This window comes from Micromonospora halophytica, assembly GCF_900090245.1.
In the GTDB taxonomy this organism is placed as follows: Bacteria; Actinomycetota; Actinomycetes; order Mycobacteriales; family Micromonosporaceae; genus Micromonospora; species Micromonospora halophytica.
Genome location: NZ_FMDN01000013.1, coordinates 106,037 through 120,160, shown reverse-complemented (window position 1 = coordinate 120,160; position 14,124 = coordinate 106,037). Strand labels below are relative to the sequence as shown.

Genomic DNA, 14,124 nt, shown 5'->3' with positions numbered 1-14,124 from the left:
CCGGCCGGCCGGCGGGCAGCCCCGCTCGTCGCCGAGCAGGCGCGCTCCGTCAGCGCAGCAGCGTGGCGAACAGCTCCGCCAGATCGGCGTCGGCGCGGAGCCGGGTCAGGCTGTCGCGAGCGTAGTCGGCCCGCTGCGCCAGCGTCGGGTCGTCGAGGGCCTCCTGGATCGTCAGCCGCAGGTCGGCCGCCGGCACCACCGGGTCGTCGGTGTCCCCGGAGTGCCGGTTGACGTACCGGATCCGGCCGTCCTGCTCCACCCGGGTCGTCCGCGCCACCAGGCCCGCTCCGTGGTCGGCCAGGAACAGCCGCCCGTTGGCCTCCTGTTCGGACATGAACGGCAGGACCACCTGCGGGGTGCCGTGCAGCAGGCCGGCGATCACCGTGGAGTAGCCGCCGTGGTTGACCATCAGATCCGCCCAGGTGATGGGTCCGGTGATCCCGGTGAAGCCACCGAGCTCGACGTTCGAGTGGCGGGCCAGCCAGTCCCGCCGCTGGAAGCCGGCCGAGAGGAAGACCGACAGGTCGGGACGGTCGCAGGCGGCCAGCACCTCGCGCAGTGCCGTGTCGGTGACCATACCGCCGCTGCCGATGGAGACGTACACCCGCCGGGTACCGGCAGCCGCGCGAGGCAGGTACGGCGCTCCGGGCGGGTCCCAGTAGAGCGGGCCGACGTAGACCGGGCCAGCACGTCCCGGCGGCGCCGGGGGTGGCGCCTCCACCAACGGCGAACTCGGCACCACCGTCAGGTCACCCCACAACAGCTCGGGGACACTCCCGATCGGGTCCAGCCCCAGCCCGGTGGCGACGCTGTTGATGGCGTCCAGGGCGCTGGGATGCGGCAGCAGGGCCGTCGGTGGGGCGCAGCTCCACGGCATCCACGAGTTCGGAGACGGGTCGAGGAAGTCGGTGTCGGCGATCGACACCAGTGGCAGCCCGCGCAGCCGCGCGGCCAGCACCGCCGTCGGCTGCATGTCGGTGACCACGATGTCCGGCCGGTACTCGTCGATCGCGGCCAGGTCGCGCCGCAGGTGCTCGGAGAGCACACGCGGACGGTAGTAGCGCGCGGTGACCGCGAAGACCCGCTCGACGTTGGCGAACGGCAGGAACGCGGGCACGACCTCCGGCGCGGTGTCGCCGGCCGGTTCGCCGATCATCCGGTGGCCGCCCTCGGCGACCATCCGGGCCACTCCGGACGGGCCGAAGGCGCACTCGAAGCGCCCGTCCAGGCGTGCCGCGGCGGCCAGTGCCCGCCCGGTGTACCCGGCGCCGCCCCCGGCCGACCAGGGGCAGAAGAGAACTCTGGGGCTCATGGCAGCAACGCCTCCGCTCCACGGGGATGATCCAGCGAATGCACGGCGCCGGCCGGTAGATCCCGGCGCATGACCTTGCTCAGCGTGCGGCCAGGTCCTCCGTCGACCAGCAGCTCGACGCCGGCGTCCCGGGCGGTCTGCAGGCACCGCCACCACTGCACCGGAGCCAGCATGTGCCGGTGCAGGTCGGCCCGGATCTCCGCGACGTCGCGGCTGGCGTGGCCGGTGGTGTTGAGCAGCACCGGCGTCCGGGGTTCGCGCAGGGCGGCGGCGGACACCAACGGCGCGAACTGCGCGGCGGCCGAGGCCATCAACGGTGAGTGCGCGGCGAGGGCGATGGCGAGCCGGACGACCCGCTCGGCGCCCGCGTGCAGCGCGCGGTCCATCACCTTCTCGACGGCGCTGTCCGCGCCGGAGACCACCACCTGGTCGGGACCGTTCACGGCGGCCACCGACACGGCCCGGTCGTCGGCTTCCCGAACGAGGCGGGCGACGGTCGACTCGGCCAGCCCGACCAGGGTGGCCATCGCGCCCCCCGAGGCGAGGCTCGCCGCGTGCATCAGCTCACCCCGGCGGCGGACCAGTTCGAGAGCGTCGGGCGTGGACAGCGCACCGGCCGCGGCCAGGGCGGTGAAATGACCGAGGCTGTGCCCGGCCACGCAGACCGGTGGGTTGGTCACGCCGCGGCGCTCCCACTCCTCGGTCAGCGCGTACCAACCGGCGAGCCCGGCCAGGAACACCGCCGGCTGATTCCAGTCCGTACGCGCCTGGTCGATCCGGTCGGTGTGGAAACAGATCTGGCGCAGCGGCAGGCCGGTCTGCCGCTCGGCCGTGTCGAACAGGTCGCGCACCGTCGGCGACCTGTCGTGGAACCGCTCGGCCATGCCGGGGAACTGCGCGCCCTGTCCCGGGAAGAGCAGGGCATACCGGGGCGACCTCATGCGCTCATCCCTCCGTCGACCGCCAGGACCTGGCCGGTGATGTACGAGGCTGCGGGCGAGGCCAGGAACGCCACCGCCGCCGCCACCTCGGCGGGCGTACCGACCCGCCCCATCGGTGTCTGGGCCAGGATCGCCTCGCGCGCCCGTTCGCCACCCTGGGTGCTCATCGCCGACGGGACGTAGCCGGGGGCCACCGCGTTCGCCGTCACCCCGAACCGCGCGGTCTCCCGGGCCACCGACTTGACCAGACCCACCAGGCCGGCCTTGGCGCTGGCGTACGCGGCCTGGAACGGCCAACCCCGCAGCCCGGCCACGGAGGTGGTGACCACGATCCGGCCGTAGCCCCGGCTGGTCATGTCGGGCGCCACCCCTCGGATGAGCGTCATCGCCGCCGTCAGGTTGACCGCCAGGCTCGCGGACCAGTCCTCGTCGCGCAGCCGCGACACGGCGGCGGGGCGCAGCGTCGCCGCGTTGCTGACGAGCACGTCCACCGGCCCGGCCCGCCGCGCAGCCGCCAGGAGTGTGGCGAGCCCGGCCGCGGAGCCGACGTCGGCGCGGACCGTGGTGACAGCGGCGGCGCGCGGCGCCAGCTCGTCCGTGAGCCGCGCAGCCGTCTCGGCGTCGCGGTGGTAGTGCAGCACCAGGGACGTGTCCGCGTCGGCCAAGGCTGCGGCGACCGCCTGACCGATGGCCCCGGTCGCGCCGGTCACGAGTACGGTACGGCGCGTCATGCCGGCGCCGGACCGGTGCCCTGGCAGCGCTGGAGCACACCGATCCACTGCCGCATCAGGTGGGCCATCTGGTGGACGAAACCTCGCAGCTCGTGGGTCCACAACCGGCCGGACATCCCTTCCACGGCATCCTGGAGCTGGTACGACAGCGACAGGTACGCCTCGGTGTAGGTGTCGCCGTCGAGCTTGCAGCCGGGCAGCCAGGCGAGGACGTCCTCCAGCAGCGCGATCGCGGTCAGCTCCTGCTGGAGGTCGCGCAGGAGCAGGTGCTCGTTGCGGGCGTGCATGGCCAGAGGGTCGCCGAAGCGTACGGCGTGACCGAGATGTTTCGCGCACGCCTGGACGAAGTAGCCGCTGAAGATGTCGGCGTACCGGTCGATCTCCTGGCCGTGGTGCCGGTAGCCCATCCGGGGGAAGTAGTAGGCCGGCAGGGCGTCCCGGTGCACGGCGGTGTTCTGCGAGTTCACCGGCGCCCAGGTGTCCGTGTCGAAGACCACGGCCGGGGCCGGCATCGCGGTCACGTCCGGTCGCACGGCGATCCGGGTGATCGCGTCGACGTCGGGATCGCCGAGCCACAGTCCGGCGTTGATCCGCACGTCGACGGTCTCGGTGCGCTCCGTGGTCGGGGTGGGCGTGCGGTGCGCGTAGGGGAAGCCGCGCGGGTACACCGGCATCGGCTCGACCGCGAGCTGGTCGCACGGATTCCACCAGCCGGAGTCGGCGGAGACGACCCGTGCGGGACGGGGACCCGCGGCGACCACGGCGTGCGCGGCGAAGAACTGGTCGTCCACGGGGAAGTTGTCGTCGTCGACCGAGATGAGGAAGTCGGCGTCGGACTGCCAGGACATCAGGTAGCCGATGTTGCGCCGGTTGTCGGAGTCGTAGGGAACGAGGGTGGGCGCGCCCAGCGCGGCCAGCATCGCGTCCTGCTCGGCGACCGTCGGGCAGACCACGTCGAGGCCGGATCGCCGTGCCTGCTCGACGGTCTCGAACAGGCTGGCCGGCGTCTTGCGGTCCGGGATGATGACGATTCGCACGCGGTCGGACGCGTCGATGCGGCCCAACAGTGTGCGGTAGGCCGACAGGAACGCGGCGCCGTCACCGATGGTCGTCATCACGACGTCGACGCGGGGGAGTGTCTCGCTCATAGGTGGCAGACCTTTCGTGGCCTCGGGAAGCCCGTCGGATTGGCGAGCAGCCGGAGCACCGCGTCCAACGCGCGGCCACCGGTCAGGTCGGTGACGACCGAGTCCGCCCCGGCCGCGTGCAGGTCCTCCGGCGAGGTCGCCCCGGTGGTGACCGCGAGGCAGCGCAGGCCGGCCGCGTGCGCCGCGGTGACGTCCTTGGCGGTGTCGCCGATCACGACGCCGTTGCCCGGTGCGCCCAGCGCGGCCACCCCCGCCGCCACGACGTCGTCGCGGTCCCGCGCGGTGTCGCCGAAGCCGCCGTCGTACAGCAGGTCCGCCAGGCCGGTACGGCGCATCTTCCACCGGGCCACCGACCGGGCGTTGCCGGTGCTCATGCCCAGGGGGCAGCCGTGCCCGCGCAGCGCCTCCAGCAGCGCGCGGCAGCCGGGAAGCAGGTCCCCCGCCTGGTTGCCGATCTGCTCCGGGTCCTGGCCCAGGCGCGCATCGAGGGCGGCCATGACCTGCCGGGTGAGGTGCCGCACCCGAGCCGCCCCGATCCCGTGATGACGGAGGGCCGCGCACACCGTGCCGGCGTCGGTGAAACCCGCGAGGTCGATGTCGGCGTACCAGAGCTGGCCGCCCGCGTAGCGGAACTCCTCGGCCGTTCCGCAGACGTCGGCGATGGCGGCGGCCATCGCGGACATGTGCCGGCGCTGGATCCGGGCGCCGGGCCGGATGAGCGTGCCGTCGAGGTCGAACAACACGAAGCCGGGTGCGGTCATGCGGGGGCCGTCTGCGCCGGTTCGCCGTGCCGGGCCGTCACCTGCTCGGCGATCCAGCGGTACGTGACGCGCAGGCCGTCCTCGAGCGGGATCCCGGGGGCCCACCCGAGGACCTCGCGTACCAGTGTGTTGTCGGAGTTGCGCCCGCGCACCCCCTGCGGGCCGGCGACGTGGCGCAGCCGCAGGTCGTCGCGGCCGGCGGCGGCCATCACCAGCGCGGCCAGCTCGTCGATGGTCACCAGGCGATCCGAGCCGATGTTCACCGGTTCGGCGTGGTCGCTGCGCATGAGGCGGTACGTGCCCTCGACGCAGTCGTCGATGAAACAGAACGACCGGGTCTGCCGACCGTCGCCCCAGATCTCCACGTCCGCGCCGGGAGGCGCCTCGGCGACCTTGCGGCACAGCGCCGCGGGCGCCTTCTCACGGCCGCCGTCGTAGGTGCCGTACGGGCCGTAGACGTTGTGGTAGCGCGCGATCCGTACGTCCAGGCTGTACTGGTCCGCGTAGTAGACGCAGAGCCGCTCCGCCATCAGCTTCTCCCATCCGTAGGAGTCCTGAGGCCCGGCGGGAAAGGCGTCGGATTCGCGGAGCGGCCGCAGGTCCGGCGTCGTCTGCGCGTACTCCGGATAGATGCACGCGGACGAGGCGAGGAAGTAGCGCGTCGCGCCGGCCAGCCGGGCGGCCTCGATCGTGTGCAGGTTGATCAGCGCGTTGTTGCGCAGGATCGTGGCCGGGTCCTTCGAGATGAAGCCCATGCCGCCCATGTCGGCTGCCAACGCGTACACCTCGGTGACGCCCTCGCACGCCCGCCGGCAGACGTCCGGCTCCCGTAGGTCGCCGAGGACGAAGTCGTCCGCCGCCGAGTCGCCGAACTCCGGCCGTTTGAGGTCGGCGCCGCGAACCCACCAGCCCCGGCTCCGCAGGTAGGTCACGAGGTGGCTGCCGATGAAGCCGCCGGCTCCGGTGACAAGTGCACGTCTGGTCATGGAGAACCCTTCAGGTCACATGGTCACGTGAGGTTGGTCGACGAGGTGTGCGGCTCCGGTGCGGATTCGGTTCGGTGCGGTCGGACCGGGGATCAGGGATGGCCTCCGGCTCACCGGGTGACGTCGACGGGCGCGACGAACGCGTTGGTACGCACGGACTGCTCCGCCGCCATGGCGAGGGCCAGCGCGGCATACGAGTCACGCCACGAGCCGGCGCGTGGGTCGGCGCCGGTGCCACCTGCCGCTGCGAGGAAGCCGTCGAGCTGTGCCCGGTACGCCTCGGCGAACCGGTCGCGGTAGTCGCGGTGGCGGATCTGGTCGTCCGGGCCGTGCGCGGTGACCTGCCGCATCGGGGTTCGCTCGTCGAGCCCCACGGTCAGACAGTCACGGGAGCCGAGCACCTCGATGCGGACGTCGTAGCCGAGCGGACTGTGCCGTCCGGCGGTGAGCACGGCCACTCCTCCGCCGGCGATGCGCAGCGTCGCCGCCACCGCGTCGTAGTCGTGCAGGCCGGCCAGCTCGGGGACGGCGAGCACGTCCCCGATCGCGGCCACCTCGGTGACCTCTCGGCCGGTGAGCCACCGCACCATGTCGAAGTCGTGCAGCATCAGGTCACGGAAGATGCTGCCGGAGGCCGCGAGGCGCTCGAGCGCAGGCCAGGAAGCGTCGTGGGAGAACATCCGCAACGTGTAGAGCGTCCCCAGCTCGCCGCCGGCGATCCGCTCCCGCAGGCGGCTGAAACCGGGATCGAAGTGGCGCTGGAAGCCGACCCACAGGGGGGTGTCGCTGTTGTCGGCGACGGTGCCGAGCTCCAGGGTGCGGCGCAGGTCCAGGGTGAGCGGCTTCTCGCAGAACGTGGGAAGTTTACGCTCCAGTGCCATGCTCACCAGCGCGTCGTGGCTGTCGGTCGAGGAGGTGACGACGACGGCGTCGACGGTGTCGAGGAGTTGCTCGACATCGGAGTACGCCGCGCCGCCGACCTGGTCCGCCAGGGTCGCCGCCTGGTCCCCACGAACGTCGTGACAGGAGATCACCGCCTCGCCGGAGGCGGCCAGGTAATCGGCGTACATGTGACCGATCCGGCCGCAGCCGACGAGCCCGACCCGGAGCCGGCCCGCGGGGTTCACGGGCGGTCCCCGGGTCCCCCGCGCATGCCGCGGACCAGCCGGCCGGGGCGGGCGCCGGTGTGCTCTCCGTCGACGAACGTCACCTCACCCGAGACCAGCGTGACCCGGTAGCCGTCCGCCTTCTGGATCAGCCGCCCGCCGCCGGCCGGCAGGTCGTGTACGAACTCCGGGTTACGCAGCGCGAGGTTGTCGAAGTCGATGACGTTCAGGTCGGCCTTGTAACCGGGCTGCAGCAGTCCGCGGTCGTGCAGCCCGTACAGCGATGCCGTCTGCCGGGTCTGTTTGTGCACGACGAACTCGAGTCCCAGCCGCTCGCCCCGGGTGCGGTCCCGGGCCCAGTGGGTGAGCTGCGAGGTCGGGGTGCTCGCGTCGCAGATCAGCCGGCAGTGTGCGCCCGCGTCGCTGAGACCGACGAGGCAGTGCGGCTCCTGGAGCATCTCGTAGATCGGATCGAGGTGGAACTCGCTGTAGCCCAGCAGGGGACGCAGGAAGGTCTGGGTGCCGTCACCGGCGACGAGCAGGTCGTACATGACCTCCTGGCAGGGTCGCCCGGCGCGTCCGGCGATGGCGGCGACGCTCTGCTCGCGGCTCGGCTCGTAGTCCGGTTGACGGCCGAACGGGAAGAACTTCTCGTAGTCCTCAGGAAACAGGTGCGCGCGCGGATTGACCGACGCCGGGTCCTCGGCCAGGATTCGCCGACGGATCTCGGGGTCCCGCATCCGGTGGGCTCGCTCGGCCAGCGGCAGGTGGGCGAGTTTCTGGTACGTCGGGCGGCGTTTGAACGGATGCGTGCTCTCCAGGCCCACGATGACGCTGAACGGCCGCCCGGCGATCTGCGGGTACAGTCGCGCCCCTTCGGAGTTCGCCCGGCGCGCCTCGTCGACGATCTCGCGCCACAGGTGCGGCTCGTGGTCGTTCTGGAACAGGCCGAACGTGATCGGTCGACCCGTCTGCGCCGAGAGCCGCCGCATCCAGGAGACCTCGCGGAACTGATCCTCCATCGGTTCCCCGCCCGCCCCGGCCGGCACGAGCTGGAACACCCCGGTGCCCAACTCGCCGAGGACCCCGCCGAGGGCGAACAGCTCGTCCTCGGCGGCGAACGTGCCGGGCACCGGCTCACCGGTGATCGCCAGGTGGGTGGTGGTCCGGGAGGTGGAGAAGCCGAGGGCGCCGGCCCGCATCGCGTCGCGGACGATCGTCGCCATCGCGGCGATGTCGGCCGGCGTGGCGGGCTCGTTGGCGGCGCCCCGTTCACCCATCACGTAGGCGCGGACGGCGCCGTGCGGCACCTGGGCGCCGACGTCCATCACCCGGGTGAGTCCGGCGACGGCGTCCAGGTACTCCGGGAAACTCTCCCAGGCCCAGGCGATGCCCTCGGACAGCGACGCCCCGGGAATGTCCTCGACGCCTTCCATCAGCCCGATGAGCCATTCCCGGTTCGGCTCCGTCACCGGGGCGAAACCGACTCCGCAGTTGCCCATCACCACCGTGGTCACGCCGTGCCAGCACGACGGGGTCAGCAGCGGATCCCACGTCGCCTGCCCGTCGAAGTGCGTGTGGATGTCGACGAACCCCGGCGTGACGATGCACCCGTCCGCGTCGATCTCACGGGTCCCGCGTTCGGGCACCCGGCCGACCGCCGCGATGCGGCCGTCGGCGATGGCGACGTCTCCGGTCCGGGCGGCCGCACCGCTGCCGTCCACGATCGTCCCGCCCCTGACGACGACGTCATACATCGAGCAGATGTCCCTTCTCGGTGGCGACGAAGACGAGGTTGTCGTACTCGTAGGAGGCTCGGGGTCGGTGCGCGTGCGGTACGCCGTCACGCAGCTCGTAGGCCCGATAGTCGTAGCCGGCCAGCATCGCCACGAGGTCGGTGCTGCGGGCCGCGCCCGGTACGTCGAGGTCGCCGACCTCCACGGTGACGACGGGCCGGGCCCCGGTGAGCAGACCGCGCATCCCCTCCAGCACGTCCCGTTCGGCGCTCTCGGCGTCGACCTTGACCACGTCGGGGGTGAGGCCCTGCTCGGCGACGATCCCGTCGAGGGTGACCGCGGGAACCTCGTGGACCGTGGTGGCCACCCGCTGCCGGACCGCCTCCGGTAGCCGGGACCGGAACGCCGAGTTGTAGGGGCTGTAGCCCACACCGTGGTCGGTCAGGCGCAGCGTGCCGGGCGACGACCAGACCGCGGCGTCGACCGTGGTGACGTGGCTGAAGGCTGCCGTGTTCGCGGCCAGCAACGCGTACGTCGTGGGGGTGGGCTCGAACGACACGACCCGACCGGACGGGCCGACGCAGCGGGCCGCCATCACCGTGAAGTAGCCGAGGTGGGCGCCGACGTCGAGGAACGTCATACCGGTGCGCAGGTGGCGCAGGAAGAAGGCGCTCAGTTCGTACTCGATGAAGCCGTGCCGGCGGATCGCGATGGAGATCTCGTCGGGGAGCCGGACCTGAAGGTGGTCCCCCCAGAACGTCCGCCCCCGGGAGAGCTTGGCGCGGTTACGGTGCCGCCAGCGGCGCAACCTCGCCGTGGTCGGGTACGCGTTCGAGTAGGGTCGGTGCAAAAGGGCGCTGAGCCTTCGACCGACCATCGCCTCGCTACGGCGCAATTTCTCGGCGAGTGCTCGGCGTTCAGCATTGGTCACGGCAGCGCCATATCAAGGGTGTCCCCCGTGGTGTGGATCGTCGCGATCGGCATGACACGTGGCGGGAAAAGGCGTGGTGATCACGTCCCGGACAGCAGCGTACGTCAATGTATTGAGCGGGTCCAGGGTGGAATTGGAGGGCTTCTCTGCTCTCTCGCGCCCTCGACGGTGCGGGGGTGTGTCTGCCCAAATGGCGGGATCCGGTCCTGGCTGAATGCGTTCCGGCGGCCGTGGGTCAGTCAGGTGGGGGACGGCTCGGACGTGGTCGTCCAGCTCCGTCCGAGGGCTACCGGATCGACCGACCGGCGACTCGCCGATGTGTTAGCGTGATTCATGATCGACGATGTCATGATCCGGTGATCCCGCCGGCGGCGGTAGGTCCGTCGTGGTGAACGGGTGCACCAGCTCGGAGAGGGTGGCGTGGATGGGCGACGCCGAACAGGACGCGATTCTCGACAAGATTCGCGACGCGCTCTCGCGGGTGCCCGGCGTAGCGGGACTCGCGCTCGGTGGTAGCCGCGCCCGAGGCACCGCGGATCGGACCTCCGACGTCGACGTCGGCGTCTACTACCACCGTCGCGACCGGCCCGACATCTCGGAACTCGGTGCGGCCTTCGCCCGTATCGACGACGGCGGTGGCGGCGCCCGGTGCACCGACTACGGCGAGTGGGGCCCGTGGATCAACGGTGGTGGCTGGCTCGTGGTCGACGGAGTCAAGACCGACGTGCTGCTGCGTGAGGTCGATCGGGTGCGGACCGTCGTCGAGGCGTGCGTCGCCGGACGGCCCGAGATCCACTACCAGGTGGGCCACCCACACGGGTTCTGCACGGTGATCTATGCGGGGGAGTTGCACCACAACGTGCCCTTCCACGACCCGCAGGGTGTGCTGGCCGAGTTGAGATCGCTCACCGACCCCTATCCTGAGCCGCTCGCCAAGGCGCTGATCGGTCAGTTCGGGTGGGAGTCGCAGTTCGCCCTCGACACGGCAGTCACCGCGGCCGGCCGCGGTGACGTCGCCTACGTCGCCGGCTGCGCCTACCGGGCTGTCGCCTGCCTGAGCCAGGTGCTGTTCGCCGCCGCCGGCCGCTACCTCCTCAACGAGAAGGGCGCGGTGGCGGAGGCGGCGTCCTTCCCCTCGACTCCTGCGGGGTTCCGCGACGGCGTCGAAGCGGCGTTGGGTGCGCTGTCCGCCGACCCCGCCGACCTGAAGCGCTCGCTGACGCGGCTGGGCGCGGTGCGAGCGGACGTCATGGCCAGTGTCGAAGCCTGAGAGCCCACCCCGCGTCTGGATGGTGACCGGGGTGCCCGGGGCCGGCAAGTCGACGATCGCCGGCGCGCTCGCCCGGTCCGAGGCTCGCGGCGTGCACATCGAGGGTGACGCCCTGCAGCGGATGATCGTCTCCGGCAGTCGGCCGCCGCAGCCGGAGTACGACGAGGAGTGTGAGCAGCAGATCCTGCTCAACGTGCGCAACCAGTGCCTCCTGGCGCGGTCGTTCCTCGACGCGGGTCACCTCGTCGTACTCGACTACGTCGTCACCTCCCGGCACCGCCTGCGCTACTACCTGGAGCTGCTGCATCCTGCTCCGATGGGCTTCGTCATGCTCCGGCCCGACCTCTCCGTCGCGGCACGACGCGACGAACAACGGCCGCACAAGACGGTGCTGCCCCGCTGGCGGCACCTCGCCGGGGAGATGGCCGGCGAGCTCAGCGGCGTCGGCCTCTGGCTCGACAACGGAGACCTGTCCGTGGACGAGACCGTGCGTCAGGTCCGGTCCGGTGTCACCGCGGCCACTCTCACCGTCGACCTGCTGGACGCCTTCTCGGCGCGGCGGGCTCCCGGGCAGCGCACCGGCAGTCAGGCTCAGTTTCCGGCGCTTTCGTAGCGTCGCAGTCCTCGCCGGAACACCGTGACCGCGAGGAGGACGCAGTACACGGCCACCGCCGGGGTCAACAGGCCGATCCAGGCGAGCCTGCCGTGGTCGAGGAAGACCGAGACCGGAAAGAAGCCGATGAACGCGAACGGCAGCGCGGTCGCCAGTACGGCCTGCAGACCCACCCCGTAGATGCTGAGCGGATACTTCGTCAGCTCGCCGAGCTGGTCCATGCCGGCGGCGAAGGTGTTGATCGCCCCACGCAGCCAGAAGGAGGTCGAGTTCGCCACCACGGTCAACGACACCTTGATGACCAGCGCGCTCGGCAGCAGGACCAGTGCCAGCCCGATCCGAGCCGGGGTCCACGCGACGTCCAGGTGCAGCAGCGCGGTGACCAACAGCCCGCCGCCGACGGTGACGTTGCCGAACGCGTTCATGCCCACCCGACTGGCGCAGACCTGCAGCAGGCACGGGTACGGGCGTAGCAGCATCCGGTCGAGCTCACCCCGGTTGATCAGCCCGGCCAGACCCCAGGTGCCCTCGGCCAGCAGTTCGCTGGTCCCCTGAGCGAGCACCATCATCGCGAAGATGAGCACGACCTCCCAGACGCCCCAGCCGTGGATGCGTGGCACCCGGGCGAAGATCGTGGCGATCAGCACGAGCCCGGCGCCCTGGGTCAGCACGGCGGCGACCACCAGGATCCAGAAGTCCGCCTGGTATTCCAGGGTGGCCCGCAGGTGGGCGCCGAGGTTGCGCCGGTAGACGCGCAGCGTGTGCACGTCAGCCTCCGTGAACGGTCAGCCGGCGGACCGCGACGTGCCACAGTCGCCGGGCGAGCCACCACAGCCCGACGACCCAGAGGATCTGCACCGCCAGCGCCGAGACGGCGGACAGCCCGGGCGATCGGCCGAGGAACAACATCGCGGGAGTGTTGGTGATGGCCTGGAAGGGGAGTACCTCCGCGACGTGGCGCAGCCACGGCGGGAAGAAGACCAGTGGCACCGTGGCGCCGGACAGGATGCCCGAGATCGCCGTCCGGGCCAGACTGATGCCCAGATAGTTCTGCGTCCAGAAACAGAGCAGCCCGCACATGTAGACGATGAGGAATTTCAGCGGTACGACGGCGAGGAGGCTCGCGGCGAACAACGCGAGCTGCCCCGGCGACGGCCACGGCACCCCGCCGAAGGCGACCAGGACGACGGTGCAGACCACGAGGGCCGCCGTCGTCTCCAGCAACGCGAAGCCCAGCGCCTCCGCGAACCGGCCCTTCTGGTAGTCGACCGGCTTGACCAGGTCGACGGCGACGGCTCCGCTACGGATCCGCGACGCCATGGCGAAGTCGGTGAAGGTCGAGACCAGACAGTTGGTGACGAAGGAGACGAGCAGGTATGCCTTCATCTGCGGCCAGGTGAACCCGGCCAGGGAGTTGCCGTCGCTGAGCAGCGCCTGCCACAGCGCGAACATGGCCGCCAGATTGAACACGAGCATGGACAGGCTCATCAGGAACGGCACCCGGTAGGCCAGGGCGTTGCGCCAGGCGAGCCGGGCCATCGCCCGGTACGGCCGCATCAGGCGGCACCGCTGCGGGCCGTGACCTCGTCCGGCCGGTGGATCCGCCGGATGAGATCGGCGATGCCCTCGTCGTTGATGCGCAGGTCCCGCACCTCGACCAGGCCCATCACGGTGGCGGCGACCGCGCCCGCTGTACGGGTCGTCCGGTCGAAGCGGACCACCAGTTCGCGTTCACCCGGGGCGGTCACCTCGGCGTCGCCGAGACGCTCGCGAATCAGGTCGAGCGGCGCGGACGCGGAGAGTTGGAAGCGCACCGAGCTGGCGCTGGCCAGGGCGTCGCGCAGCACCTCGACAGGGCCGTCGTGGCGGATGCGCCCCTCGTCGATGACGACGATCCGCCCGCACACCTCCTCGATGTCGCCGATGTCGTGCGTGGTCAGCAGGATGGTCGTGCCGTCGGCCACGAGCTGCCGCAGGAAGGTGCGCACCCGGTCCTTGACATCCAGGTCGAGACCGATGGTCGGCTCGTCGAGGTAGAGGATGTGGGGCTGGTGCAGCAGCGCGGCGGCCAGATCGGCCCGCATCCGCTGACCGAGGGAGAGCTTGCGCGCCAGCACCGGTAGGAGGGGACCGATCTCGAGCACCTCGGTGAGCCGTCCGAGCGACCGGCGGTAGTCCGCCGCCGGGATCCGGTACATGTCGCGTAGCAGCTCGAACGTGTCGCCGACCGGAAGGTCCCACCACAGTTGGGTGCGCTGGCCGAAGACCACCCCGACGTTCTTCGCGTTCGCTATCCGGTCCCGGTGTGGGACGACACCGGCGACTCTGACCTCGCCGGCGGTCGGCACGAGGATACCGGTCAGCAGTTTGACCGTGGTCGACTTCCCGGCGCCGTTGGGGCCGGCGTACGCGACCGACTCTCCCTCACCGACGCGCAGGTCGATGCCGTCGACGGCGCGGTGGATGTCGAAACGCCGGGTGACGAGGTGCTTGAGGGCGCCGGTCAGGCCCGAGTCCCTGCGGGGGCGCCGGAACTCCTTCACGAGGCCGGTGGCCTCGATCAGTGGGGCCATGGCGTCATGCTCCGAT

At 71.2% G+C, this 14,124-nt stretch carries 14 protein-coding genes; 2 read left to right on the top strand and 12 right to left on the bottom strand.

The window, feature by feature from the left end; genetic code table 11:
- Positions 1-49 precede the first annotated feature (49 nt).
- From GA0070560_RS17850 to GA0070560_RS17810, 9 genes are all read right to left on the bottom strand, one after another.
- Positions 50-1,312: a glycosyltransferase gene (locus GA0070560_RS17850; protein ID WP_091298759.1), complete on the bottom strand. Its 1,263-nt coding sequence runs from the start codon at positions 1,310-1,312 to the stop codon at positions 50-52.
- Positions 1,309-2,253: an ACP S-malonyltransferase gene (locus GA0070560_RS17845; RefSeq protein WP_091298756.1), complete on the bottom strand. Its 945-nt coding sequence runs from the start codon at positions 2,251-2,253 to the stop codon at positions 1,309-1,311. Before GA0070560_RS17845 ends, GA0070560_RS17850 begins: the two co-directional genes overlap by 4 nt.
- Positions 2,250-2,984 carry an SDR family oxidoreductase gene (locus GA0070560_RS17840; protein WP_091298753.1) on the bottom strand — a complete coding sequence of 245 codons (735 nt, stop codon included), beginning with the start codon at positions 2,982-2,984 and terminating at the stop codon, positions 2,250-2,252. Before GA0070560_RS17840 ends, GA0070560_RS17845 begins: the two co-directional genes overlap by 4 nt.
- Complete coding sequence (locus GA0070560_RS17835) at positions 2,981-4,132, bottom strand: hypothetical protein (protein WP_091298752.1); 1,152 nt, start codon at positions 4,130-4,132, stop codon at positions 2,981-2,983. Before GA0070560_RS17835 ends, GA0070560_RS17840 begins: the two co-directional genes overlap by 4 nt.
- Complete coding sequence (locus tag GA0070560_RS17830) at positions 4,129-4,893, bottom strand: HAD family hydrolase (protein WP_091298749.1); 765 nt, start codon at positions 4,891-4,893, stop codon at positions 4,129-4,131. Before GA0070560_RS17830 ends, GA0070560_RS17835 begins: the two co-directional genes overlap by 4 nt.
- Positions 4,890-5,879, bottom strand: coding sequence for an NAD-dependent epimerase/dehydratase family protein (locus tag GA0070560_RS17825; RefSeq protein WP_091298746.1), 990 nt, complete (start codon positions 5,877-5,879; stop codon positions 4,890-4,892). The genes GA0070560_RS17830 and GA0070560_RS17825 overlap by 4 nt, the downstream gene beginning before the upstream one ends.
- 110 nt (positions 5,880-5,989) lie before the next feature.
- Positions 5,990-7,006, bottom strand: a complete 1,017-nt coding sequence (locus GA0070560_RS17820; RefSeq protein WP_211565893.1) for a Gfo/Idh/MocA family protein — start codon at positions 7,004-7,006, stop codon at positions 5,990-5,992.
- On the bottom strand, positions 7,003-8,742 hold the full coding sequence (locus GA0070560_RS17815; RefSeq protein ID WP_091298744.1) for an N-acyl-D-amino-acid deacylase family protein: 1,740 nt from the start codon (positions 8,740-8,742) through the stop codon (positions 7,003-7,005). Before GA0070560_RS17815 ends, GA0070560_RS17820 begins: the two co-directional genes overlap by 4 nt.
- Positions 8,735-9,571, bottom strand: a complete 837-nt coding sequence (locus GA0070560_RS17810; RefSeq protein ID WP_245675575.1) for an FkbM family methyltransferase — start codon at positions 9,569-9,571, stop codon at positions 8,735-8,737. Before GA0070560_RS17810 ends, GA0070560_RS17815 begins: the two co-directional genes overlap by 8 nt.
- Before the next feature lie 505 nt (positions 9,572-10,076).
- On the opposite strand from GA0070560_RS17810, the gene GA0070560_RS17805 reads away from it, so the two are divergent.
- Both GA0070560_RS17805 and GA0070560_RS17800 read left to right on the top strand, forming a co-directional pair.
- Complete coding sequence (locus GA0070560_RS17805) at positions 10,077-10,922, top strand: nucleotidyltransferase domain-containing protein (RefSeq protein ID WP_139131516.1); 846 nt, start codon at positions 10,077-10,079, stop codon at positions 10,920-10,922.
- Positions 10,909-11,535: an AAA family ATPase gene (locus GA0070560_RS17800; RefSeq protein ID WP_139131515.1), complete on the top strand. Its 627-nt coding sequence runs from the start codon at positions 10,909-10,911 to the stop codon at positions 11,533-11,535. Before GA0070560_RS17805 ends, GA0070560_RS17800 begins: the two co-directional genes overlap by 14 nt.
- Here GA0070560_RS17800 and GA0070560_RS17795 read toward each other — a convergent pair.
- Genes GA0070560_RS17795 through GA0070560_RS17785 form a run of 3 tightly spaced genes read right to left on the bottom strand, consistent with a single transcriptional unit; the run spans position 11,514 to position 14,108 of the window.
- Positions 11,514-12,302, bottom strand: coding sequence for an ABC transporter permease (locus GA0070560_RS17795; RefSeq protein WP_091298731.1), 789 nt, complete (start codon positions 12,300-12,302; stop codon positions 11,514-11,516). The two genes, GA0070560_RS17800 and GA0070560_RS17795, sit on opposite strands and share 22 nt — an antisense overlap.
- 1 nt (position 12,303) lies before the next feature.
- Positions 12,304-13,092 (bottom strand): ABC transporter permease, encoded by a 789-nt coding sequence (locus tag GA0070560_RS17790; RefSeq protein ID WP_091298728.1) that lies wholly within the window; start codon positions 13,090-13,092, stop codon positions 12,304-12,306.
- Positions 13,092-14,108, bottom strand: coding sequence for an ABC transporter ATP-binding protein (locus tag GA0070560_RS17785; RefSeq protein ID WP_091298725.1), 1,017 nt, complete (start codon positions 14,106-14,108; stop codon positions 13,092-13,094). The genes GA0070560_RS17790 and GA0070560_RS17785 overlap by 1 nt, the downstream gene beginning before the upstream one ends.
- Positions 14,109-14,124: the final 16 nt, after the last annotated feature.